Origin of the sequence: Deinococcus sp. NW-56 (assembly GCF_002953415.1) — a bacterium.
Taxonomy (GTDB): Bacteria; Deinococcota; Deinococci; order Deinococcales; family Deinococcaceae; genus Deinococcus.
Genome location: NZ_CP026516.1, coordinates 1310685 through 1332591, shown reverse-complemented (window position 1 = coordinate 1332591; position 21907 = coordinate 1310685). Strand labels below are relative to the sequence as shown.

Genomic DNA, 21907 nt, shown 5'->3' with positions numbered 1-21907 from the left:
CCCGAACGCCGGGGCGCTTGTTACTGCGGCAGCGGTTCCTTGGGAGTGTGGCTCAGCACCTCGTACCCATCTTCGGTGACCAGCACGAGGTCCTCGATGCGCACGCCCCCCACGCCCGGCAGGTAGGCGCCCGGCTCTACCGTGATCACCATGCCGGGTTCCAACACGTCTTCGCTGGTCCCGCGCAGCCCCGGCCCTTCGTGGATGTTCAGGCCGACGCCGTGCCCCAGCGAGTGCGCGAAGGCGTCGCTCAACCCGTGCCGCTCCAGAATCCCCCGCGCCAGCGCGTCGAGGTCGGCCGCCCGCACCCCCGGCTTCACAGCGGCGACGGCGGCTTCCTCCGCCTCCAGCACCGCCTCGTACACGTGTCGCAGTTCGTCCGACGGGCGGCCCACCGCCACTGTCCGCGTCATGTCGGAGTGGTACCCCCGCACCCGCGCCCCGAAGTCGATGGTGACGAGGTCGCCCTCCTCGATCACCCGCTCGCTGGCGACCCCGTGCGGCATCGCCCCGCGCGGCCCGCTCGCCACGATCACGTCGAAGCCGACCTTGGCCCCGGCGCGGCGCAGGCCAGTCTCCAGTTCCAGCGCCACGTCGAGTTCGCGCACCCCCGCGCGAATCATGGGGCGCACCTCGGCGAACACCCGGTCGGCCAACGCCTGAGCCTCCCGGATCGCCTCCACCTCCTCCGGCGTCTTGATCAGCCGCACGCCCTCCACCAGCCCGCGCGTGGGGACCAGTTCGGCCTCCCAGTGCTCGCGCAGGGCGTCCAGCCCCGCGACCGTCAGGTGCTCGGCCTCAAAGCCCACGCGCCCGCCGCGCACCCGCTCCGCCGCGTCCTGGTACGTCTCCGGGGGACGCGCGATGTGCTGCTCAATGCGCGATTCCTCCTGCGCCTGCACCGTGTAGCGCCCGTCGGTGTACAGCACGGCCCCGTCCCCGGTGACCAGCACCTTGCCGTCCTTGCCGCTCGAAAAGCCGCTTACGGCCCGCACGTTCGCCGGATCGCTCACCCACAGGGCGTCCACCCCGGCCTGCCTCATCGCCGCCCGCAGTTGCTCCAGTTGTGTCATCGGCGGGCACCGTAACACATGGGGCGTGGGGAGGGGAGGTGTCAGACTGCGGCCATGTTCGGCCTCGCTTTCGCTGCCCTCCTGAGCCTCGCCTGCGCCGTATCCGGCCTGGGTCTGTGGCGGGAACGCGAGCCGCGTCTGCGTTGGAGCGGAGCTGGGCTGCTCGCCGTGGCCCTCATCCTGGCCGCGCCCCTGATCAGCCTTGCCGTGGAAGTCTGGCGGTCCATCGGCGCCGACTGACCTCTCCCGCTGTCCCCCCCACGGGGACAAGGTGCCGGGCGTACGCTCAGGCGGCTTATACTCCGTGATCGGGACAAAAGACAGGCCAGAAATGGCCGAACCACCCCCAAGGAGGAACAGCGTCGTGAAACTTCACGAGTATCAGGGCAAGGAACTGCTGCGCCGCTTCGGCGTGAACGTGCAGGAAGGCAAAGTCGCCTACACGCCCGACGAGGTGCGGCAGATCGCCCGCGAGTACGGGCAGCCGGTCGTCGTCAAGGCGCAGGTGCACGTCGGCGGACGCGGCAAGGCGGGCGGCGTGAAGTTCAGCCCCGACATCGACAAGGCCTTCGAGAACGGCGAGAAGATCCTGGGGATGGACATCAAGGGCCTGACCGTCAAGAAGGTCCTCGTGACCAAGGCCGTCGACATCGACGCCGGGACCGAGTACTACGTCGGCATGATCGTCGACCGCAACGTGCAGAGCTACACCCTGATGGCCTCCGCCGAGGGCGGCATGGAGATCGAGGAGGTCGCCGAGGCCACCCCCGAGAAGATCATCAAGCACCGCGTGGACCCCGTGACCGGCCTGCGTCCCTTCGAGGCGCGGGAAGTCGCCCTCAAGGCGGGCTTCAAGGGGAACCTGAACAAGATCGCCGACATGATGGTCAAGATGTCCGAAGCGGCCCTGAAGATGGACGCCGTGCTCGTCGAGATCAACCCGCTGTTCGTGGACGCAGACGGCACGCCGCTCGCGCTCGACACCAAGTTCGAGATCGACGACAACGCCATGTACCGCCACAAGGACCTCTCCGACTGGCGCGAGCTGGAAGCCGAGCACCCCCTGGAGATCGAGGCCAGCAAGTACGGCTTCGCCTACGTCAAGCTCGACGACGGCAATGTCGGCGTGCTGGGCAACGGGGCCGGGATCGTGATGACCTCGCTTGACGTGGTCAACCGCGCCGGGGCCAAGCCCGCCAACTTCCTCGACATCGGCGGCGGCGCCAAGGCCGAGATCGTGTACAACGCGGTCAAGCTGGTCTCCAAGGACCCCGACGTGAGGTCGATCTTCATCAACATCTTCGGCGGCATCACCCGCGCCGACGAGGTCGCCAAGGGCGTGATTCAGGCGCTCAATGAAGGCATCCTGACCAAGCCGGTGCGCATGCGCATCGCCGGGACCGCCGAGGACGAGGCCAAGGCGCTGCTCGCCCAGGTGAACAGCCCCCTCATCCAGATGTACCCCACCATGTTCGAGGCCGCCGACGAGGCCGCCAAGGAGGCGAACAAGTAATGGGCATCCTCGTGAACAAGGACAGCAAGGTCATCGTGCAGGGCATGACCGGCCGTGAAGGCGCCTCGCACTCCCGCGCCATGCGCGACTTCGGCACAGCGGTCGTCGCAGGCGTGACCCCCGGCAAGGGCGGCACCGAGTTCGAGGGCTGGCCCGTGTACAACTCGGTCGAGGAAGCCAAGGCCGCAACGGGCGCGAACGTCTCCATCATCTTCGTGCCGCCCGCCGGGGCCGCCGACGCCGTGCTGGAAGCCGCCCACGCCGGGATGCCCCTGATCGTGCTGATCACCGAGGGCGTGCCCACCGTGGACATGATGCGGGCCGTGCAGGAAGTCAAGGAGCTCGACGCGCAGAGCCGCGCGGCGGGCGGCCAGGGCGTGCGCCTGATCGGCGGCAACTGCCCCGGTCTGGTCACCAATGGCGAAGCCAAGGTGGGCATCATGCCCAACCGCATCTACGAGAAGCCCGGCCGCATCGGCCTGATCAGCCGCTCCGGCACGCTGACCTACGAGGCCGCCAAGCTGCTCAACGACGCCGGGATGGGCACCTCCACCACCGTCGGCATCGGCGGTGACCCCGTGATCGGCACGACCTTCGCGGACGTGCTTCCCATGTTCGAGGCCGACCCCGACACCGACGCGGTCGTCGTGATCGGCGAGATCGGCGGCGCGGACGAGGAAGCCGCTGCCGAGTACATCGCGCAGAACATGAAGAAGCCCGTCGTGGCCTTTATCTCGGGCCGCTCGGCCCCCGCAGGCAAGCGCATGGGTCACGCGGGCGCAATCATCATGGGCAACGTCGGCACCCCGGAGAGCAAGCTCGCCGCTTTCAAAGCCGCGAACGTGCCCGTCGCCGACACCATGCCCGAGATCATCGAACTCGTCAAAAAGGCGCTGAACGTTACCGCCTGACCTTCAGGGCGGGCAGCGGGGGAGGGGAGGCGCTGGCCTTCTCTCCCTGCTTTTTGCTTTCTTCCGTGACCCAGCGTCACATCGCCGTCAGGCCCGCGCGTAGACTGGGAGCATGAAAGCCCGCCTGCTCGTCCTCGCCGCCCTGCTGCTGGGAACGGCTCCGGCCCTGACCGTTACGGGCAGTGTGGTGGGGGCCGTGCCGGGAGAGACCCGCGTGAGTGGCTGGGCGGTGAGTCCCTCGGGGCAGCCCGTCGAGGAACTCGTGAGTGTGCCCGTCACCGGGAGCACCTTCCGGCTGGAAATCCCCACTGCTCCGCCGACCTTTCGCGCCCAGACCGCGCTGAACCCCCAGAATGTCGCCTGGCCCGGCGTCCTCGACCCGGTCAGTGTGAGCGGCCAGCCCCAGACCGCCGAGCTGAAGTTCTTCACCTACCGCGACCTCAACCGCAGCGGCCAGCGTGACGACAACGAGCCGCTGCGCGAGGTCAGCCTCGATACCGGGCGCGGCTCCCTCTTCGTGGTGTGGGTGGGCAGCGACGTCACTGTGCGGGCCAGCCGGGGCTACGCCGTGGGCCTGAAGCGCGGCTGGAACGCCTTCGGAGTAGAGGTCGGGCGGGCCGTCCGTATCACCCCCTTTGCGGAGGGCATGGCCCGCGTCACGCTGGAACTCGGCCGTTGACCAGGACAGGGGCCGTAGCGGAAGGGGAAGTTGCGCCACCTCCTCTTCCTTCGCTCTATCTGGTTTCAGAAAGCCGCGCGAGGTAACAAAAATTTCACAACCAGATTTATCGTGAAATGATTCACTTATATATCCCTCTGAACTACCCCCGCACTGTCCGTGCGTAAGCATCCAGATAACGGGGCACGATCCGCTCCGGCTGAAAGCGCGTCAGGGCCGCTTCCCGCGCGGCGCTGCCCAGGCGGCGGTAGAGCGCGGGGTCGCGCAGGATCCGTAGGGCCGCGTGCGCCATCGCGTCCACGTCGCCCACCGGGGCGAGGTAGCCGGTCACCCCGTCCTCGACGACCTCCGGGACGCCGCCCGCGCGGGCCGCGACGACCGGCACCTCGCAGCTCATGGCCTCCAGCGCGGCGAGGCCGAAGCTCTCGTTGGTGCTGGGCAGCAGGAACAGGTCGCTGATCCCCAGCACGCCCTCCACGTCGGGAAAGGACCCCAGGAAGTGGGTGCGCCCGATCACGCCGAGCTGCCCGGCGAGTTCAAAGGCGCGGGGCCGTTCGGGGCCGTCGCCCACCATCAGGAGGCGGGCGGGAATCTCGCTCGCCACCCGCGCGAAGACCTGCACCACGTCCTCGACCCGCTTGACGGGCCGGAAGTTGCTGATGTGGACGATCAGCGCCTCCTCGGGATGGGCGAAGCGGGCACGCAGGGCCGGGTCAGTCACGCGCACGAAGCGCCCGGCGTCCACGAAGTTGTGGATCACCTCGATCTCGCGGGTGACGCCGAACACCTCGCGGGTCTGATCGGCCAGAAATTGCGACACCGCCGTCACATGGTCGCTGCGCTCGATGGCGTCGCGGGTGGTGTGCCGGAAGGCAGGCTCGGCCCCCACCAGCGTCACGTCTGTGCCGTGCAGGGTGGTCAGCACCCGGCTGCGACCGGTGATCTCGCGGGCATGGATCGCCGCCGAGGCGTGCGGAATCGCGTAGTGCGCGTGCGCCAGGCTGACCCCATGCTCCAGAATCACCTCGGTCAGCGTGTTCGTGGCCGCCAGCTCGGGGTAGGGCTGGTCGAACAGCGCGTAGGCGAAGCCCCCGACCTGATGAAAGTACGGCCGTCCCAGCCCGCGCTGGCCCGCCAGCCGGAAGGGCACCGCCGACCCGACGAAGTGCACCTCGCGCCCGGCCGCCGCCACCATCAGCCCCAGCTCGGTCGCCACCACGCCGGACCCGCCCGCCCCGGTGTGGCACAGCACAGCAATCTTGTCGGGAAGTTCCATCGCCTGCGGAGTATAGGGCGCCGCTCCCCACCTGACCCGGCTGTGATGAAACTGTGTGAACCCTCACCTTACGCTGGCGGCACCATGCTTGCCGTCGTGACGGATTCCACCTGCGACCTCGCCCCCGAGACGGCCCGGCAGCTCGGCCTGCACGTGGTGCCCCTGCGGGTCCTGATGAATGGCCGGAGCCTGCTGGACTGGCAGGAGGTCGACCCCGACGCCGTGTACGACCACCAGCGCTCCGGCGGGCAGGTGGGCACCGAGCCCGCCACTCAGGCGGCCTTCGAGCGGGTCTACCGGGAGCTGCTCGCCACGCACGACGCCGTGCTCAGCCTGCATATCAGCGGGCACCTCTCGGCCACCGCCGCGCACGCCCGGCAGGCCGCGCAGGCGCTGGGGGCGGGGGACCGCGTCCACATCATCGACAGCGGCTTCGCCTCCCTGCCCCTGGCGGAGGCAGCCCTCGCCGCGCGGGAGGCCGTGGGCCGGGGCGGTGACCTCGCCGCCGCGAAGCAGGCGGTGGCCGGGGTGCAAAGTGGCCTGCTGGCCGAGTTCACCGTGCCGACCCTGGAGTACCTGCGCCGGGGCGGGCGCCTCTCGCGGACGCAGGAATTCATCGGCAACATGCTGGGGGTCCGGCCCGTGCTGCGATTCGACGCCGGGCGCCTGAAGGCCGTGCGCCGGGTGCGGGCCGCGCAGGCGACCGGGGACATCCTCGCGCAGCTCGAAGCGCACTTCGGCCGCGAGCCCGTCGCGGTCACCATCGGCCACGCGGGGCGCGACCCCGCCCGCATGGCGGAACTGCGCTCGGCGGTGCAGGCCAGCCGCCTGAACGTGGCGCGGGGCCGCATGCAACTCCTTGGCCCCGTGATCGGCGCCCACGTCGGCCCCGGCACCTATGGGCTGATGGCCCGGCCCGTGCTCGCCTGACGGGGGGAGGCCGGTTCAGCCTCCCAGCGGGTCAGCAAGTGGGTCGCCCGTACGCTCCCAGCACGGTCAGGAGATAGGCCCAGTCACACCGTGTTCGGGTCATCCAGGGCAAGGCGAGAAACGCGAGGAAACTCAGCCGTTCGGCCTGCCGGTGCTCCCGCAGCGAGAGCAGGCGGGGGCCACGCAGCGAATACGGGTAAGCCGTCACGCTTCCCAGCAGCACCCCCACCCCGGCCAGCGCCAGCGAGGCCCTGCGGGTGGGCGGCGACAGGCCCAGCAGCGGGGGCAGAAGCAGCCTCAGCCCGGCGGAGGCCGCGTCGATCCGGGTATGGGCGCGGGGCGAGAGGCGGGGCATGGGTCAAGCCACCGCCGTCACGCCCGCCGCGCCATGAACAGCACCCGCGTGAAGGCGTAGTACACCCGCTCGCCCGGCCAGCGTTTCCTGAGCCGCTCCAGGTAGGCCGCGGTAAAGCGGCCTGCGTCCTCCTCGCCCAGTCGCGACAGGTACGGCACCAGCGCCGTGCCCCGCGTCCAGTCCAGCACGCCCTCGGCGCCGGAGAGCACGACCGGATAGACCTTGCTCAGCGCCGTGACCTCCACGGCCCCCAGTTCATCCAGCCGCTCGGCATAGGCAGCGGGTGTCAGCACCGGGGAGGCCCCCTGCGCGGTGCCGAAGCGGGTAAAGCCGCCCAGCTCCGGGGCGAACTCGTTCGCCGTCTCGGTCAGCAGCCGGTGGCTGTCATGGTCGTGGTTCGCGGGCACCTGCACGGCCAGCACGCCGCCAGGCCGCAGCCGCTCCCACAGCCGGGCCAGCAGCGCCGGGTGATCCGGCAGCCATTGCAGCGCCGCGTTGGAGAAGATCAGGTCGTACTCGCCTGCCAACTCCAGAATGTCCTCCCGCTCGAAGCGCAGGTTCGGCAGACCCGCGGCGTCCGCCCGCGCCAGCATCTCCGCGCTGCTGTCCACCCCCAGCACCCGCGCGTTGGGGAACCGCTCCGCCAGTAGCCGCGTCGGTTCCCCCGTGCCGCACCCCAGGTCCACCACGTCGCGGTAGGGGAGATCCGGGATCAGCGCCAGGAGGTCATGCACCGGGGCGCTGCGGGCCTCGCGGTGGCGGTGATAGAGGTTGGGATTCCAGGTCATGCGGGCAGCGTAGTCTGTCCGCAAAAGATGTGTGCGTACCGGAGTGGTAACAAGCCTGGACGACGAAAAGAGCGGCCGGACCAGCGTGCCCGGCCGCCACTGTCCTCGAGGACTACCCGTCTTCCCGCTCCTCCTTCTCGCCCGCCTTTTTCGCCGCCGAGTGGGCGACCGCGAAGGCGCGGTCCTCGTCGCCGCCGTACTCGTCCAGGGCGTTGTTGAATGCCTCTAGAAACGCCTCTCTCTGATGCTCGGTGTACTGGTCGACCTGGGCTTCGGGCAGCTCGTCCATGCTGCGGTAAGGCATAGCTTTCTCCTTGCGGCCTATCGTGCGCGGCGTTTCTGAGCGCCAGCCCCCAACCCGGTCAACAGCAAGAGGGCGGACCCGCAGGCCCGCTCCTCCCATTCATGCCTTCAAACCCGCGTCAGGTGGGCCGTGCCCCCCTCGACCTCTGCCGCATGACCCTCGCCCGCGCCGAAGGACAGTTCCTCGGCCAGCACCTCCCCGGCGATGAAGTCGCGCCACGCCTCGGCCGCCTCGCGGGCGTCTCCCTCCAGCTCCAGCGCGAGGCGGATGCGGTCCTGCACCTCGAAGCCCGCCGCCTTCCGCGCCTCCTGAATGCCGCGCACGAGGTCGCGGGCCAGGCCCTCCAGCACGAGGTCACGGGTCAACGCAGTATCGAAGGCGACGAGGAACCCGGCGTCCTCGGCGGCAGCGACGCCCTCGGGGGCCTTCGCGTCCACGAGCACCTGATCGGGGGTCAATTCGAAGGTCTGCCCACCCGCCTCCACCGTGAAGCTCTCGCCCGCCTGCACCGCGTGGGCGACCGCCGCCGCGTCTGCCGCCGCCAGCGCCGCCCGCACCTGTGGCAGCGCCTTGCCGTACACCTTGCCGATCACGGGGAGGTTCGGGCGCAGGCTGTACTCCACGAGATCGGTCACGCCTTCCAGGAAAGTCACCCCCTTGACGTTCAGCTCCTCCATGATCTGCGCCTGGAAGCGGCGCAGTGCGTCTGTCAGCTCCGGCGACCCGGCCCGCACCGTCGCGCTCGCCAGCGGCTGCCGGGTCTTGAGGTTGTGCGCACCACGCACGGCCCGCCCCAGCTCGACCACCTTGATCACGGCGGCCATCTCGGCGGTCAGGCGCTCGTCCAGCCGCTCCGGGCGCACCTGTGGCCAGCGGGTGAGGTGAACGCTCTGCGCCCCCTGCCCCCGCGTGAGGTTGCCGTACATCGCCTCGGCCAGGAATGGCGTGAAGGGCGCGGTGAGCTGCGAGACGGTCAGCAGCGCCTCGTGCAGGGTGGCGTAGGCGGCCACGTCGACCTGTCCCCCCTCGCCCCAGAACCGCGAGCGGTTGCGCCGCACGTACCAGTTGCTGAGGTCGGCCACGAACCGCTCCAGCGCCCGGCCCCCGCTCCGCGCGTCGTACGCGTCGAGCGCCTCGGTCACGTCCCGCACCGTCTCCTCCAGCCGCGCGAGCAGCCAGCGGTCCATCTCGGGGCGCTCGGCGGCGGCGGGTGCGTCCTCCAGCCCCGGCTGGTCGAGGTTCGCGTACAGCACGAAGAAGGAGTAGACGTTCCACAGCGTGTTCACGTAGGAGCGCTGCGCCTCGGCTACCAGCCGCTCGGAGAAGCGCTTCTGGTCGCCGGGGTCCGACGCCATGAACATGTACCAGCGCACCGAGTCTGCCCCGTAGCGGTCGAAGAGCGGCAGCGGCTCCACGACGTTGCCCTTGCTCTTGCTCATCTTGGCCCCATGCTCGTCCACGATGTGTCCCAGGCAGATCACGTTGCGGTAGGCAGGCTGGTCGTAGAGCATGGTGGCGATCGCGTGCAGGGAGTAGAACCACCCGCGCGTCTGGTCGATGGCCTCGCAGATGAAGTCGGCCGGGAAGTGCCGCTCGAACTGCGCCAGGTTCGCCTCCGCCCCCGGCAGCGCCTCCTCGCCCGTCTCGTCCGTCAGCAGGCCCCACTGCGCATAGGGCATTGAGCCGGAATCGAACCACACGTCGAGCACCTCCGGCACCCGGCGGTACGTCTGGCCGCCCAACTCGAAGGTGATGTCGTCGATATACGGCCGGTGCAGGTCGAGCCCGGAGAGGTCGCGCCCGGTCAGCTCGGAGAGTTCTGCCACGCTGCCCACCACCCGCAGGTCGCCGTCCTCCGATATCCAGAAGGGGAGCGGCGTGCCCCAGTAGCGCTCGCGGCTGATCGCCCAGTCCACGTTGCCCTCCAGCCAGTTGCCGAAGCGCCCGTGTTTGATGTTCGCCGGAACCCAGTTGATCTCCTCGTTCGTCTCCAGCATCCGGTCCGCCATCTGGTTCGTGCGGATGTACCAGCCCTTCTTGGCGAAGTAGAGGATCGGGTCGCCCGTGCGGTCGTGGAAGGGGTAGCGGTGGCGCAGCGTGCCCGCGTGGAACATCCGTCCCCGCGCCTTGAGGTCCGCGATCAGGCCCTTGTCGGCGTCCTTGAAGAACTTGCCGCGCTCGCCCGTCACCCGCAGGATGCCGTGGTCGTCCACCCCGAACATCAGCGGCACGCCGTACTGGCGGGCCAGTTCAAGGTCCTCGGCGCCGTACGCCGGGGCCTCGTGCGCCACGCCCGACCCGTCCGCCGCCGAGACGAAGTCCGCCAGCGTGACGAAGTGCATGACTGGGCGCCCGTCCGCATTGCGCTCGTGCAATTCCTTCAGCACGCCCAGTTCGACCGCCACCTCCGGGAAGGGCGGCTCGTACTCGATGCCCTCCAGGTCGCGGCCGGGGAAGGAGGCGAGCACCTCCAGCGGCTCGGCGTTCTTGTGCAACCCCGAGAGCCGCTCCACCGCGTCCGCCGCCACGATGATCGGCCCGCCTTCCGCCCGCGCGACCACGTAGCTCAGCTCTGCATTCACGGCCGCGAGCGTGTTGCTGGGCAGCGTCCACGGGGTCGTGGTCCACACCACGAGCGCGAGGCCCTGCCGGTCCTCCCCGCCGAGCGCACTCAGCGCCGCGTGCGCCCGCTCGGGCAGCGTGTCCCAGATCACCGGAAAACGCACGTACACGGAGGGGTCGTCCACCATCCGGTAGGAGTCCACTTCGCCCAGCTCGGCCTTGGAGAGCGTGGTCGAGATGCGCGGCGAGAGCGGCACCACCTTGTAGTCCTGCGCGACCAGGCCCTTGGCGTGCAGCCGCTTCAGCAGGTTCCACACGCTCTCGATGTAGCGGTTCTGATACGTGATGTACGGGTCGCGCAGGTCCACCCAGTAGCCCAGCCGCTCGGTGAAGGTGTTCCAGTCCTGGATGGTCTCCCAGACGGACGTGCGGCACAGCCGGGTGAATTCCTCGACCTCCGCGCGGCTCGCCCCGTGGTTGCGGCCCAGCCAGCCCAGCTTCTTTTCCACGCTGATCTCGACCGGGAGGCCGTGGGTGTCCCAGCCGCCCTTGCGGGTGACATGGTAGCCCTGCATCACCTTGTAGCGCGGAAAGAGGTCCTTGAACGACCGCGCGAGGACGTGGTGCAGCGCGGGCTTGCCGTTCGCGGTGGGCGGCCCCTCGTAGAAGACGAACTCGGGCTGGCCTTCTTTGCGCTCCTGGGTGCGCTCGAAGATGCCTTCGCGCTGCCAGCGCCCCAGCACCCCCTCTTCCAGCTCGCGGAAGCGGGGCTGCGAGGGAACCGGCTCGAAGGGGGTGGAGGACGTGGGTCTGGATTCGGTGGTCGTCATGGGGACTCCTTGGGAGGGAACCGGGTGGGAGGCAAACGGCAAAACGCGCCCCAGCGTGCTGCTGGGACGCGCCGGGGACACTCTCGCGCGTGGTACCACCCAACTTCGCCGCCCGTGGGAGCGGCCTCCGTTCGTGCCCTCTGCCGGGGGGCGGTCCGGACGGGTCTACTGGGCCGCGAACGGCTGTTCTTCCGTCGGCGCGGGAGGGGATCTTCGGCGGGGGGCACCTCGTCCGGCTCTCACCGTCCCGGACTCGCTCGTGAAGGCCTCTGTCCCCGCGTACTCGCCTCGCGGTCGCCTCTTGCGTTGCTCACCCCCCGCAGGGAGTGACGCTCATGGTAGGCGGGCAGCATGGGCGGGGTCAATCGCGCGGGCCTGCCTGGCCACACCTGACCGGCACATGATCACGGGGGATACAATCACCCCATGTCGTCTGCCCCGCGTGAGGGCGGGCCGCCGACCGACCCCGACCCTTTCTCTCCCCCTGTCAGGAGCCGACCATGGAATTTTTCATCGATACCGCCGTTGTGGACGAGGTCCGCGAGATCCATGCCTGGGGCGTCCTCTCGGGCGTCACCACCAACCCCAGCCTTGTCGCCGCCTCGGGGCGTGACTTCAAGGAAGTCATTCAGGAGATTTCCGCCCTTGTCGGTGGGGCCATCAGCGCCGAAGTCACCGCCCTCGACGCCGAGGGCATGATCCGGGAGGGCCGCGAGGTCGCGCAGTGGAGCGAGCACGTCGTGGTCAAGCTGCCCCTTACGCCCGCCGGGCTGCAAGCCTGCAAGACCCTGACCTCCGAGGGCATCAAGACCAACGTGACCCTCTGCTTCTCGGTCCCGCAGGCCCTGCTCGCCGCCCGCGCCGGGGCGACCTACGTGTCACCCTTCGCGGGCCGGGTGGACGACATCGGCTGGGACGGCATCGAGCTGATCCGCCAGATCAAGGAAGCCTACGTGCTGGGCGACATCCGGACCAAGGTGCTCGCGGCCTCCATCCGCCACCCCCAGCACGTCGTGCAGTCCGCCCTCGCCGGGGCCGACGTGGCGACCATCCCCTACAAGGTCTTCGCGTCCATGATCAAGCACCCGCTGACCCAGGCGGGCCTCGACGCCTTCCTCGCCGACTGGGCGAAGCGGGCGGGGGCCTCTCCTGAAACGCCCGCAAGCGAGGCGGGCACCAACCCGCAGCAGGGCGGCGTGACCGCCCAGGGAGGCACGAAGCAGTGACCCAGCCCCTCAGCGCCCCGCTGCCCTATCACGAACTTCAGGACAAGATCCTGCCCGAGCTGCACCTGATCGCCGCCGGGCTGGGGATCGAGAACTACCGCAAGCTGAAAAAAGACACCCTGGCCCTCGCCATCCTGGAAAAGCAGGCCGAGGCCGAAGGCCAGGTGCTCGCCCGCGGCTTCCTAGAGATCAGCGCCGACGGCTACGGCTTCCTGCAGGCCAATCTGCTTGACCCCGCCTCCCGCAGCGTGCTGGTGACGGCGGGCCTGATCAAGCAGTTTCACCTCCGCACCGGCGACGAGGTGATCGGCCGCGCCCGGAGGCCCCGCGAGAACGAGCGCTACGGCACCCTCGTGCAGGTCGAAGCCGTCAACGGCCTGGACCCCGAGTCGGCCCGCCGGCGCCCCCGCTTCGACGACCTCACGCCGACCTTCCCCGACCACCAACTGGTCCTCGAAGACCCGCTGATGGACGACAGCCTCTCGCTGCGGGTGGTGGACCTCCTCGTGCCCATCGGCCGGGGGCAGCGGGCCCTGATCGTCGCGCCACCGAAAGCGGGAAAGACGACCCTGCTGAAGAAGATCGCCAATTCCATCGTCAAGAACTACCCCGACGTGACGGTGATGGTGCTGCTCGTCGACGAGCGCCCTGAGGAAGTGACCGACTTCCGCGAGAGCGTGCAGGGTGCCCAGGTCATCGCCTCGACCTTCGACGAGCCGCCGCAGCACCACGTCCGGGTGGCCGAGTTCGTCCACGAACGCGCCCGCCGCATCGTGGAGGAAGGCGGGCACGTGGTGATCCTGCTCGACTCGATCACCCGCCTCGCCCGCGCGAACAACCTCGTCACGCCGCCCACCGGCCGCACGCTCTCGGGCGGCTTGGATTCCAACGCCCTGCACTGGCCCAAGCGCTTCCTGGGCGCGGCCCGCAACATCCGCGAGGGCGGCAGCCTGACCATCCTGGCGACCGCGCTGGTCGAAACCGGCTCGCGCATGGACGACGTGATCTTCGAGGAGTTCAAGGGAACCGGCAACGCCGAACTCGTCCTCTCGCGCAGGCTCGAAGAGCGCCGCATCTTCCCGGCCCTCGACATCCTGAAGTCCGGCACCCGCCGCGAGGAGCTGCTGCTGCAGCCTGAGGTCCTGAAGAAGATGTGGCTCCTGCGCAAGGTCATCTCCGACATGGACCCCGCCGACGCGATGGAGATGCTGCTCGGCCGCATGGGCAAGACCCGCAACAACGTCGAGTTCCTCGCCAGCCTCGCGGGCTGAGCCCCCGCCCCTTCCCCGGCCCCGCCTTCCCGTGGGGCCGCGTTTCCTGGAGTCCGCGTGCGTGAGTTCCCCTTAGGCCCCCCTGCGGGGCACCGCTTCCTCCTGACCCGCTCCCTGCTGCTCGCCGCCTTTCTGCTGGCGCCCCCAGCGACCGCGCAGCCTGGCCTGCCCGCCCTGACCGGCCCCGCCGAGCGCCTCGGCGCGGCGCTCCCCCGCGTGCAACTTGTCCGCGAGGACCCCGCCCGGCTGGTCGTCGTGACCCGCGAGGCCCCTGCGCGGCTCGCCCGCCGCTACGGGGTGCCGTCCTCGGCGGTGACCCCGCTGCCGGGCGGTCAGGCCGAACTGCCCCTGCCCCCGGTGGCCCCCCCCGCCCGCGAACCCTTCCGCCCGCCGTCGGTCGTGCCCCACCGGGTGCAGCCCGGCGAGACGCTGGACACCGTGGCCGCCCAGCACGGGTTGCGCGTGGTCGAGCTGCTGGGGGCCAACCTCGACCGCCCCAGCCTCGACGACCTGCGGGCGGGGGAGACCCTCTGGATTCCCACCGCCGAGCGCGGCCTGCTGGTGCGCGTCAAGGCGGGCCAGACCGCCCTGTCCCTGATCGCAGGCTACGGGGCCGACCTCGCGGAGACGGCGCGGGCGAATGGCGTGCTCCCCACCACCCTGGGGCCGGGCGACTTCCTGCTGCTGCCCGGCGTCACGCCTGACACCCTGCACGAGCGCCTGCTCGCCCGCCGCGAGGCCGAGGAGGCCGCCCGCGAGCGGGCCGAGGCCCGGCAGCGCGAACGCGAGCGCCTGGAGGAGAAGTACGCCCGCCAGGCTCGCTACGAGGCCTACCTCGCCGCACGGGAGCAGGCCCGCGAACGTGCCCGCCTTCAGGAAAAGTACGAGCGCCAGGCCCGCTACGAGGCGTATCTCGCCGCCCGCAAGGCGCAGCTTCAGGCGAAATACGACCGCTACGCCGCCTACCTCGCCTGGAAGACCAGCCCCGAGCGCCAGCAGCTCAACGAGCGCTACGAGCGCCAGGCGCAGTATGAGGCGGCCCTCGCCGCACAGGCCGAGGCCCGCCGCGAACGGGAGCGTCAGCAGGCCGAGGCCCAGGCGGCCGCCCGCTCGGCCCCGACCGTCCGCTCGGCGGGGGTCGGCCCCGTCGCCGGGCTGCGCTGGCCCGTTCACGGAGCGCGGATCACCAGCCGCTTCGGGGAAGAGGACATCGACTACCACCGGCAGGTCTTTCACGGCGGGGTGGACCTCGCCGCCCCCGCCGGGACCCCGGTGTACGCGGCGGCGGGCGGGACCGTCGTGGAAAGCGGTTACGGGGCCTACGGCCTGAATGTCCTGACCGGCGGGGGCGGCACCACCCTGGTCTACGGCCACCTCAGCCGCGCGGCGGTCCGGGCCGGGCAGACGGTGGCCCCCGGCGACCTGCTGGGGTTTGTCGGCTGCACTGGCATCTGCACTGGCCCCCACCTCCACTTTGAGGTCCGCCCCGGCGGGCAGGCGGTCGACCCGCTCCTCCTGCTCCCGTGACGGTCCCCTCCGGGCTGCCGCTGCGTCTGCTCGTCGTGGACGACGAGGTGCAGATTCTCGAACTGTTGGCCCTGACCCTGGAACTCCAGGGCTTCACGGTCACCTCCGCCCGCAGCGGCCCCGAGGCCCTCGCCGCCCTGGAGGACGGCCCCCTCCCCGACCTGATCGTGATGGACGTGCTGATGGCCCCCTGGGACGGCTTCGAGACCGTGCGGCGCCTCCACGCCTGTCTCGGCGAGCGCCTGCCCCCGGTCGTCTTCCTCTCCGGCCTGAACCGTCCGCCCACCCTGCCCGTCGGGGTGACCTGCGAGTACCTCGTCAAGCCTTTCCGCCCCTCTGAACTTGTCGCCTGTCTGCGCCGCCTCGCCCGGCCCCAGGACTGACCCCATCATTTGCTTTCAACTGGCCCTGATCATGGGGCCAGTTTTCGCCTAGCCTGCCCCCATGACCCAGACTCCCCAGAACCAGACCCCCCAGACCGGAACCCCCGCCCTCAAGGAAGGCTTCGCCGAGATGTTCAAGGGCGGCGTGATCATGGACGTGGTGACGCCCGAGCAGGCCCGCATCGCGGAAGCGGCCGGGGCGACCGCCGTGATGGCGCTCGAGCGCGTGCCCGCCGACATCCGCCGCGACGGTGGCGTGGCCCGCATGAGCGACCCCCGCATGATCAAGGAGATCATGGCCGCCGTGACCATCCCCGTGATGGCCAAGGTCCGCATCGGCCACATCGTGGAGGCGCGGATTCTGGAAGCCATCGGGGTGGACTTTATCGACGAGTCGGAGGTGCTGACGCCCGCCGACGACCAGTTCCACATCCTCAAGAGCGACTTCCGGGTGCCCTTCGTGTGCGGCGCCAAGAACCTCGGGGAAGCCCTGCGCCGGGTGGGCGAGGGTGCGAGCATGATCCGTACCAAGGGCGAGGCCGGGACCGGCAACGTCGTGGAGGCCGTGCGCCACGCCCGCACCGTGCTGGGCGAGATCCGCGCCCTCCAGGCCCGTCCCGCTGAGGAACTGATGACCCTGGCCCGCGACCTTCAGGCGCCCTATCACCTCGTGCAGTACGTCCACGCGCACGGCAAGCTGCCCGTCGTGAACTTCGCGGCTGGCGGCGTCGCCACCCCCGCCGACGCCGCGCTGATGATGCACCTCGGCCTCGACGGCGTGTTTGTCGGCAGCGGCATCTTCAAGAGCAGCGACCCCGAGCGCCGCGCCCGCGCCATCGTCAAGGCCGTCACCCACTGGCAGAACCCCGACGTGCTCGCCGAAGTCAGCGAGGACCTCGGCGTCCCCATGACCGGCATCGACATCGACAGCCTGATCCCGCAGGAGCGCCTCGCGGGCCGCGGATGGTAAACCCCCTCCCAGCCCCCATCGGTGTCCTCGCCCTGCAAGGGGCCTTTCGCGAACACCGCCGGATGCTGGAGTCGCTGGGGGCGCGAGTCCGCGAGGTCCGGCTCCCCGCCGACCTCGCCGGACTCGGCGGCCTGGTCCTCCCCGGCGGTGAGAGCACCACCATGGCCCGGCTGATGGACGAGTACGGGCTGTGGGACCCCCTGCGGGACTTCCACGCTTCCGGCGGGGCGCTGTGGGGGACCTGCGCGGGGGCGATCCTGCTCGCCCGCGACGTGGAGGGTGCTCCCCCGCAGTTCGGCGGGCGGCAGCGCAGCCTGGGGCTGATCGACCTCACCGTGCGCCGCAACGCCTTCGGGCGCCAGGTGGATTCCTTTCAGGTGCCGCTGGGCGTGCGTGGGCTGGACACGCCCTTCCCCGCCGTCTTCATCCGTGCCCCCGCCTTCACCGGGGTGGGGGAGGGGACCGAGGTGCTCGCCACCCACGCGGGTGTGGCGGTCCTTGCCCGCCAGGACCACGTCCTCGCCTCTGCCTTCCACCCCGAGCTGACCGGGGACGACCGGCTCCACCGCCTCTTCCTGGGAATGGTGCGCGAAGAAGTTCCCGTCCTCTAGTCCCCGATTTGCCCTATCTTCCGGGGCGTGCCTGCCCGCCTGTCCCGTTCCCGCCCGCGCCAGTTCCGCTCGGGGAGCGCGGCCCTGCGCTACACCGTGACCGGGGAGGGCGACCCCATCCTGCTGGTGCACGGCCTCAGCGGGTCGGGCCGCTGGTGGCGGCGCAACGTGCCCGCGCTCGCGGCCGCGCACCGGGTGTATATCCTCGACCTCGCGGCCTACGGCTACGGTCTGCCGCCCCACCACCGCTCGCCCGGCGTGCGCGGCGCGGCCGCCCTGATCGCCGCCTTCCTCGACGACCAGGGCCTGACCCGCGTCACCCTGATCGGGCATTCGATGGGCGGGCACATCTCCATTCGCGTGGCCGCGCTGCGCCCGGACCGGGTCAGCCACCTCGTCCTCGCCTGCGCGAGCGGCCTGCTCGCCGGACCCCGCGCCCGCATGGCCCTGCACCTGCCCCGCGCCGCCGTGACCGGGCGGGTGGCCTTCGTGCCGCGCGTGCTGGCCGACGCCGCCCGCACCGGTCCCCTGAAACTCTGGCGCAGCGCCGGGGACCTGCTGCGCGACAGCGTGCAGGACCTGCTGCCGGGTCTGACCGCCCGCACCCTGGTGATCTGGGGAGCGCGGGACGCCCTGGTGCCTCCCGCCATCGGCCGCCGCCTCGCCGCCGCGATTCCCGGCGCCCGCTACGCCGAGATTCCCCGCGCCGGGCACGTCGTGATGGTGGACGCGCCGGAGGCGTTCAACGCCCTCGTTCTGGACTTTCTGGCCCAGAGGGGAGAGGCTCCCGCTTGAGCGGCCACCCCCTGTACACCACCGTGCGCGGCCTGCGGACCCACGCCTGGGTGCGCGGCGAGGGGCCGCCACTGGTGCTCGTGCCGGGGCTGGGCTGCGCCTCGTGGATGTACGTGCGCGTCTCGCGCGAACTCGCCCGGAGCCGCACCGTCTACGTCTATGACCCGCCCGGTCACGGCCACAGCGCCGGGCGCCCCGGCTTTCCGCGCGTGATCGAGGACCTCACCGACCACCTCGCCGCGTGGCTGGAAGCCACCGGCCTGAGCGGCGCGCCCGTCTTCGGCCATTCGCTCGGGGGGGAGGTCATCTTCGACCTCGCGGCCCGCTACCCCCGCGCCACCTCCGCCCTGATCGCCTGTGCCCCCACCGGCATCCCCGAGAACCCCAGCGTGCGGGTGCAGTTCCGGCGCCTGCTGCGGGACCTGCCGCGTGAACGCCCCGGCCTGTTGTGCCCGGGCTTTACCGCCTACCTGCGCTCCGGCTCCGCCTTGATGTACCGCCTGGCCCAGGACCAGAGCGAACATGACACCGGCCCGCTGCTCCCCTATGTCAGTGTTCCCACGCTCCTGCTCAACGGCACCCGTGACCCCGTGATCCAGACCTGGACGGTGCAGGCCATCTGCCGCGCCATTCCCCACGCCGTCGTACGGGATGTGGAGGGCGGCACCCACGCCCTCACGGATTCCTTCCCACGGGCCGTGGCACGACTGACCCGTGACTTTCTGGACGCCAATTCATAGAAACAAAAAATTCACGAATAGATTTTATCGTGAATAGTTTCACTTATAGATCCAAATAGGAGCCACTTCCCCCTATCCCCTCGTGTTCCTCGCCCGTTCCGCCGCAAAGGCCATCCGGTGTGAGTCCAGCGACTCCGAGAGGGGAGTGGGCACGCCCGCCTCACCCCGCAGGAAGGCCAGCCACGCCGCGATCAGCCCCACGTCCCCGCCGCCGTGGGTGCCGGAGGTGTCCACCACCTGCCGCTCGACCGCGCCCGTACGGAAGTCGTGCCAGTCGAGTTCGCCGCGCTCCATGTGGCCGCGCAGCTCGCCCCGGGTCCCCAGCAGCTTGAGGGTCCGGGTGTTGTTGTGCGTGAACGCACTCACGGTCAGGGTGGCAACCACACCACCCGCAAAGGTCACCGTGACCGTCTGGTGGTCGGGCTGGTTGTTCGCGCCGTTGTACACGCAGCGGCCATACGGCCCCTGCTCCAGCGCGTCGGCCAGGGAGACGCCGCCCGCCGTGAGGACGGTGACCGGCCACGCGTGCGGGTCGCGGGGCGGGTAGATGGTCCGCGCGTCGTAGGGACAGTCGGTCACCGGACAGCGCACGCAGCGGTCAGCGGCGCCGGGGGGTGCTTCCTCCGGCCGGAAATGGTGCAGCCCCCCCTCGCTGCTCACCCGCACGGGTTCAGCCCCTGCCCACGCCCGCAGCAGGTCGAGGTCGTGGCTGCTCTTGGCGAGGAGAAAGGGCGCCGCCGGGGGAGACTGCGCCCAGTTGCCCCGGACGTAGGAGTGCGCGTAGTGCCACCACGCCACGTTCTCCGCGTGCGTGATGCCGACCAAGCGTCCCAGCCGTCCCTCGGCCAGCCCGGCCGCCACCGCCTGAAAGAAGGGCGTGGCCCGCAACACGTGGCAGACCGTGACCCGTCCCCGCGAGGCGGCCTCGGCCGCGAGGAGACGGTCCAGATCGGCCTCTTCCAGGCAGATCGGCTTTTCCAGCAGCACGTCGTAGCCCAGCGCGAGCGCCCGCAGACACGGCTCGACATGGGCGTCGTCCGGGGTGGCAATGACCACCGCGTCGGCCACCCGGCCCAATGTGAAGAAGGCGTCCCAGTCAGAGAAACAGACCTCCGGTCCCAGGCCATGCCGCGCGGCCACCTCCGCGAGCCGGGCGGGGCAGGGGTCGACCAGATGGGTCACCCGTGCCCCCTGCGCGGCGAGGTGCCGGGCATACACGTCCGCGCCCCGGTTGCCGCAGCCCAGGATGGCGACGGTGACGGTCATCGCAATTCCACGCCCCAACCCAGGCCCCCCGGCCGGGCCAATCGCCCAGCCTCCCATTCCAGGCCCATGAAGGGATCGTCCCCCAGCAGCAGCGCCCCGTCGAGGTCGGCCCAGTCGCACCGCCCGGCGAGGTGCGCCGCCGCCGCGATCCCCAGCGAACTCTCGATCATGCACCCCATCATCACGCTCATCCCGTGGGCGCGGGCCAGCCGCAGGGCGTCGAGGGCCTGCAACGGCCCGCCCAGCTTGGCGAGCTTGAGATTCACCCCGTCGAAGGCATCCGCCAGCGCCCGCACGTCCGAGACGTGGTGCAGGCTCTCGTCCGCGACGAGGGGAATGCGGGTCAAGCGGCGCAGCTCGGCGTGGCCCTCCAGGTCGCCCGCCGCGAGGGGCTGCTCCACGAACTCCACCCCCGCCGCCTCCAGCACGCCGAGCAGTCGCCGCGCCCGGTGCCGGGTCCACGCGGCGTTCGCGTCCACCCGCAGGGCCACGCCCGGCGCCTCCTCGCGCAGGGCCTCCACGATCTGTTCGTCCCGGTCGGTGCCCAGCTTGACCTTCAACACGCCGTGCCCACGAGCCACCGCCTCCCGCGCCTCTCCCCGCATCGCGTCCAGTTCACCCAGGCCCACCGTATAGCTGCTCTCCGGCAGCGGCGAGGGCGACAGCCCCAGCAGCCGCCACACCGGGATCCCGGAGACGCGGGCGCACCACTCCAGAGCCGCCATCTCCAGGGCACATTTCACGCTGGGATGGTGAAAGGGCATCACCGCCGTGAGCCGTGCCCGCAGGCCCTCCCAGTCCCAGGGGTCGGTGAGCGCGGGAGCCAGCAGCGGCAGCACCGCTTCCACTGTGCCGCGCGTCTCGCCGTAGAAGGCGTTCGGGGCGGCCTCGCCCCGTCCCTCCACCCCATCACGCACGAAGGTCACAAAGGTGCGCGGGTAACTCGTGTGCGTCCAGCGGGCGATGCCGAAGGGCCGGGCCGTGTGCAACTCGCGCGTTTCCCAGGTCACGCTCATCGCGTCCACCGCCCGAAACCCGTCAGAGAGTCGGCCAGCCGCGCCCCATAGTCACCCTCGCCCAACGTCTCCACCGTCACCCGCATGTGGGTCGCGTTGGCGTGAACCATCTGCTGCCCATCCAGCATCAGCCCGACGTGGCCGGGGAAGAAGGCGAGGTCCCCACGCTGCGGGGTCTCCACCGGGGTCAGAAAGGCCTGTTGCATATCCGCATCACGCGGCAGCGCCCATCCCGCCCACCCGTAGGCCAACCCCGTCAGCCCCGAGCAGTCCAGCCCCCACGCGCTGCGTCCGCCCCAGACGTAGGGGGCGTCCAGCAGCCGCAGGGCGAGGTCGGCCACGTCACCCGCCGGAATGGGGGAGAGGACCGCCTCGCCCACCCAGGCCCCGGTCCCGTCCGGCAGCGTCACGGGGACCCATCGCCGCCCCGACTCCATCACCACGTCGCCCGGTCCCCGCGTCAGCCGCGCTCCCAGGCACAGCTCGGCCACGAGGAGCTGGCTGACCTTCGGCCCCGCGTAGGCGTGGGCTCGCAGGGCGCCCACCGTCAGCGTCTCGCCGGAAGGGGCGTCACCGGACAGAACCCCCTCCATCCGCGCCCAGCCCAGGTAGCCGTCGCCCAGGGTCCGCACCCGTGCCCAGCCGCCCTCCTCGCGCAGCACCTCCAGCGCCTCGCCCGGCAGGGCCTCGGTCACTTGCGGGGCAAGGGCGTCGGGGCGGGCTTTCAGGCTCAGGCGGGCATTCCCGGTGCGGGCGGGCCGGGCAGTCACCCAGGTCCAGTCGCGTTCGGGCAGGAGGCCGCGCAGCGTCTCCTCGGCCCACCCCCCTTCCGGGTCGTAGGCGTGGGTGCGGGGGTCGGGCAGAGCGTCGGAAACCGTCAC

The 21907-nt window shown here is 70.6% G+C and carries 22 protein-coding genes; 13 read left to right on the top strand and 9 right to left on the bottom strand.

Annotated features, from left to right (window positions below; genetic code table 11):
* Positions 1–20 precede the first annotated feature (20 nt).
* On the bottom strand, positions 21–1073 hold the full coding sequence (locus C3K08_RS06685) for a Xaa-Pro peptidase family protein (RefSeq protein WP_104990600.1): 1053 nt from the start codon (positions 1071–1073) through the stop codon (positions 21–23).
* Positions 1074–1127: 54 nt separating this feature from the next.
* Here C3K08_RS06685 and C3K08_RS06680 point away from each other — a divergent pair, with 54 nt between their 5' ends.
* The 4 genes from C3K08_RS06680 (at position 1128) to C3K08_RS06665 (ending at position 4176) form a co-directional block, all read left to right on the top strand.
* Positions 1128–1313, top strand: a complete 186-nt coding sequence (locus tag C3K08_RS06680; RefSeq protein WP_104990599.1) for a hypothetical protein — start codon at positions 1128–1130, stop codon at positions 1311–1313.
* 124 nt (positions 1314–1437) lie between these two features.
* The gene (sucC, locus tag C3K08_RS06675; RefSeq protein WP_104990598.1) at positions 1438–2586 is read left to right on the top strand and encodes an ADP-forming succinate--CoA ligase subunit beta; all 1149 of its coding nucleotides are present in this window, start codon (positions 1438–1440) and stop codon (positions 2584–2586) included.
* Positions 2586–3497: a succinate--CoA ligase subunit alpha gene (sucD, locus tag C3K08_RS06670; protein WP_104990597.1), complete on the top strand. Its 912-nt coding sequence runs from the start codon at positions 2586–2588 to the stop codon at positions 3495–3497. Before sucC ends, sucD begins: the two co-directional genes overlap by 1 nt.
* A gap of 112 nt (positions 3498–3609) precedes the next feature.
* Positions 3610–4176: a hypothetical protein gene (locus C3K08_RS06665; RefSeq protein ID WP_104990596.1), complete on the top strand. Its 567-nt coding sequence runs from the start codon at positions 3610–3612 to the stop codon at positions 4174–4176.
* 142 nt (positions 4177–4318) lie between these two features.
* Here the strand turns inward: C3K08_RS06665 and bshA are convergent, their stop codons facing one another.
* Positions 4319–5452: an N-acetyl-alpha-D-glucosaminyl L-malate synthase BshA gene (gene bshA, locus C3K08_RS06660; protein ID WP_104990595.1), complete on the bottom strand. Its 1134-nt coding sequence runs from the start codon at positions 5450–5452 to the stop codon at positions 4319–4321.
* 84 nt (positions 5453–5536) lie between these two features.
* On the opposite strand from bshA, the gene C3K08_RS06655 reads away from it, so the two are divergent.
* Entirely contained in the window at positions 5537–6382 is an 846-nt protein-coding gene (locus C3K08_RS06655) for a DegV family protein (RefSeq protein ID WP_104990594.1), read from the top strand.
* 31 nt (positions 6383–6413) lie between these two features.
* On the opposite strand, the gene C3K08_RS06650 is transcribed toward C3K08_RS06655, so the two are convergent.
* The 4 genes from C3K08_RS06650 to ileS all read right to left on the bottom strand — a co-directional run bounded on the left by C3K08_RS06650 (position 6414) and on the right by ileS (position 11221).
* Positions 6414–6737 (bottom strand): hypothetical protein, encoded by a 324-nt coding sequence (locus tag C3K08_RS06650; protein ID WP_104990593.1) that lies wholly within the window; start codon positions 6735–6737, stop codon positions 6414–6416.
* Between the two features lie 17 nt (positions 6738–6754).
* Positions 6755–7525 (bottom strand): methyltransferase domain-containing protein, encoded by a 771-nt coding sequence (locus C3K08_RS06645; protein WP_104990592.1) that lies wholly within the window; start codon positions 7523–7525, stop codon positions 6755–6757.
* Between the two features lie 112 nt (positions 7526–7637).
* Positions 7638–7829, bottom strand: coding sequence for a ChaB family protein (locus C3K08_RS06640; RefSeq protein ID WP_104990591.1), 192 nt, complete (start codon positions 7827–7829; stop codon positions 7638–7640).
* Positions 7830–7936: 107 nt separating this feature from the next.
* On the bottom strand, positions 7937–11221 hold the full coding sequence (gene ileS / locus C3K08_RS06635) for an isoleucine--tRNA ligase (RefSeq protein WP_104990590.1): 3285 nt from the start codon (positions 11219–11221) through the stop codon (positions 7937–7939).
* A 500-nt stretch (positions 11222–11721) separates the two neighbouring features.
* Between ileS and fsa the strand changes: the two genes are divergently transcribed.
* The 8 genes from fsa (at position 11722) to C3K08_RS06595 (ending at position 18744) form a co-directional block, all read left to right on the top strand.
* Positions 11722–12447, top strand: a complete 726-nt coding sequence (fsa, locus tag C3K08_RS06630; protein WP_104990589.1) for a fructose-6-phosphate aldolase — start codon at positions 11722–11724, stop codon at positions 12445–12447.
* Positions 12444–13718: a transcription termination factor Rho gene (gene rho, locus C3K08_RS06625; RefSeq protein ID WP_104990588.1), complete on the top strand. Its 1275-nt coding sequence runs from the start codon at positions 12444–12446 to the stop codon at positions 13716–13718. The genes fsa and rho overlap by 4 nt, the downstream gene beginning before the upstream one ends.
* Positions 13719–13775: 57 nt before the next feature.
* Positions 13776–15245, top strand: coding sequence for a peptidoglycan DD-metalloendopeptidase family protein (locus C3K08_RS06620; protein WP_234009204.1), 1470 nt, complete (start codon positions 13776–13778; stop codon positions 15243–15245).
* Positions 15242–15628 carry a response regulator gene (locus C3K08_RS06615; protein WP_234009203.1) on the top strand — a complete coding sequence of 129 codons (387 nt, stop codon included), beginning with the start codon at positions 15242–15244 and terminating at the stop codon, positions 15626–15628. The genes C3K08_RS06620 and C3K08_RS06615 overlap by 4 nt, the downstream gene beginning before the upstream one ends.
* Positions 15629–15689: 61 nt before the next feature.
* Positions 15690–16598, top strand: a complete 909-nt coding sequence (pdxS, locus tag C3K08_RS06610; RefSeq protein ID WP_104990587.1) for a pyridoxal 5'-phosphate synthase lyase subunit PdxS — start codon at positions 15690–15692, stop codon at positions 16596–16598.
* On the top strand, positions 16592–17209 hold the full coding sequence (pdxT, locus tag C3K08_RS06605) for a pyridoxal 5'-phosphate synthase glutaminase subunit PdxT (RefSeq protein WP_104990586.1): 618 nt from the start codon (positions 16592–16594) through the stop codon (positions 17207–17209). The genes pdxS and pdxT overlap by 7 nt, the downstream gene beginning before the upstream one ends.
* 27 nt (positions 17210–17236) lie before the next feature.
* Complete coding sequence (locus C3K08_RS06600) at positions 17237–18004, top strand: alpha/beta fold hydrolase (RefSeq protein ID WP_234009202.1); 768 nt, start codon at positions 17237–17239, stop codon at positions 18002–18004.
* A complete protein-coding gene (locus tag C3K08_RS06595) occupies positions 18001–18744 on the top strand; it encodes an alpha/beta fold hydrolase (protein ID WP_234009201.1) in 744 nt (247 codons plus the stop codon). The genes C3K08_RS06600 and C3K08_RS06595 overlap by 4 nt, the downstream gene beginning before the upstream one ends.
* A 72-nt stretch (positions 18745–18816) precedes the next feature.
* On the opposite strand, the gene C3K08_RS06590 is transcribed toward C3K08_RS06595, so the two are convergent.
* The 3 genes from C3K08_RS06590 to C3K08_RS06580 are packed head-to-tail and all read right to left on the bottom strand — an operon-like array spanning position 18817 to position 21907.
* Positions 18817–20010, bottom strand: a complete 1194-nt coding sequence (locus C3K08_RS06590; RefSeq protein ID WP_104990585.1) for a Gfo/Idh/MocA family protein — start codon at positions 20008–20010, stop codon at positions 18817–18819.
* Positions 20007–21026 (bottom strand): dipeptide epimerase, encoded by a 1020-nt coding sequence (locus C3K08_RS06585; RefSeq protein WP_369848543.1) that lies wholly within the window; start codon positions 21024–21026, stop codon positions 20007–20009. The genes C3K08_RS06590 and C3K08_RS06585 overlap by 4 nt, the downstream gene beginning before the upstream one ends.
* The gene (locus tag C3K08_RS06580) at positions 21023–21907 is read right to left on the bottom strand and encodes an NlpC/P60 family protein (protein WP_104990583.1); all 885 of its coding nucleotides are present in this window, start codon (positions 21905–21907) and stop codon (positions 21023–21025) included. The genes C3K08_RS06585 and C3K08_RS06580 overlap by 4 nt, the downstream gene beginning before the upstream one ends.

Excerpts from the sequence above, each read along its gene's own strand:
- fsa (WP_104990589.1), top strand. The coding sequence starts at position 11,722 with ATGGAATTTTTCATCGATACCGCCGTTGTGGACGAGGTCCGCGAGATC.
- pdxS (WP_104990587.1), top strand. The coding sequence starts at position 15,690 with ATGACCCAGACTCCCCAGAACCAGACCCCCCAGACCGGAACCCCCGCC.
- C3K08_RS06685 (WP_104990600.1), bottom strand. The coding sequence starts at position 1,073 with ATGACACAACTGGAGCAACTGCGGGCGGCGATGAGGCAGGCCGGGGTG.
- C3K08_RS06680 (WP_104990599.1), top strand. The coding sequence starts at position 1,128 with ATGTTCGGCCTCGCTTTCGCTGCCCTCCTGAGCCTCGCCTGCGCCGTA.
- C3K08_RS06650 (WP_104990593.1), bottom strand. The coding sequence starts at position 6,737 with ATGCCCCGCCTCTCGCCCCGCGCCCATACCCGGATCGACGCGGCCTCC.
- C3K08_RS06655 (WP_104990594.1), top strand. The coding sequence starts at position 5,537 with ATGCTTGCCGTCGTGACGGATTCCACCTGCGACCTCGCCCCCGAGACG.
- C3K08_RS06645 (WP_104990592.1), bottom strand. The coding sequence starts at position 7,525 with ATGACCTGGAATCCCAACCTCTATCACCGCCACCGCGAGGCCCGCAGC.
- ileS (WP_104990590.1), bottom strand. The coding sequence starts at position 11,221 with ATGACGACCACCGAATCCAGACCCACGTCCTCCACCCCCTTCGAGCCG.
- bshA (WP_104990595.1), bottom strand. The coding sequence starts at position 5,452 with ATGGAACTTCCCGACAAGATTGCTGTGCTGTGCCACACCGGGGCGGGC.
- C3K08_RS06665 (WP_104990596.1), top strand. The coding sequence starts at position 3,610 with ATGAAAGCCCGCCTGCTCGTCCTCGCCGCCCTGCTGCTGGGAACGGCT.
- sucD (WP_104990597.1), top strand. The coding sequence starts at position 2,586 with ATGGGCATCCTCGTGAACAAGGACAGCAAGGTCATCGTGCAGGGCATG.
- C3K08_RS06640 (WP_104990591.1), bottom strand. The coding sequence starts at position 7,829 with ATGCCTTACCGCAGCATGGACGAGCTGCCCGAAGCCCAGGTCGACCAG.
- pdxT (WP_104990586.1), top strand. The coding sequence starts at position 16,592 with ATGGTAAACCCCCTCCCAGCCCCCATCGGTGTCCTCGCCCTGCAAGGG.
- C3K08_RS06585 (WP_369848543.1), bottom strand. The coding sequence starts at position 21,026 with ATGAGCGTGACCTGGGAAACGCGCGAGTTGCACACGGCCCGGCCCTTC.
- C3K08_RS06590 (WP_104990585.1), bottom strand. The coding sequence starts at position 20,010 with ATGACCGTCACCGTCGCCATCCTGGGCTGCGGCAACCGGGGCGCGGAC.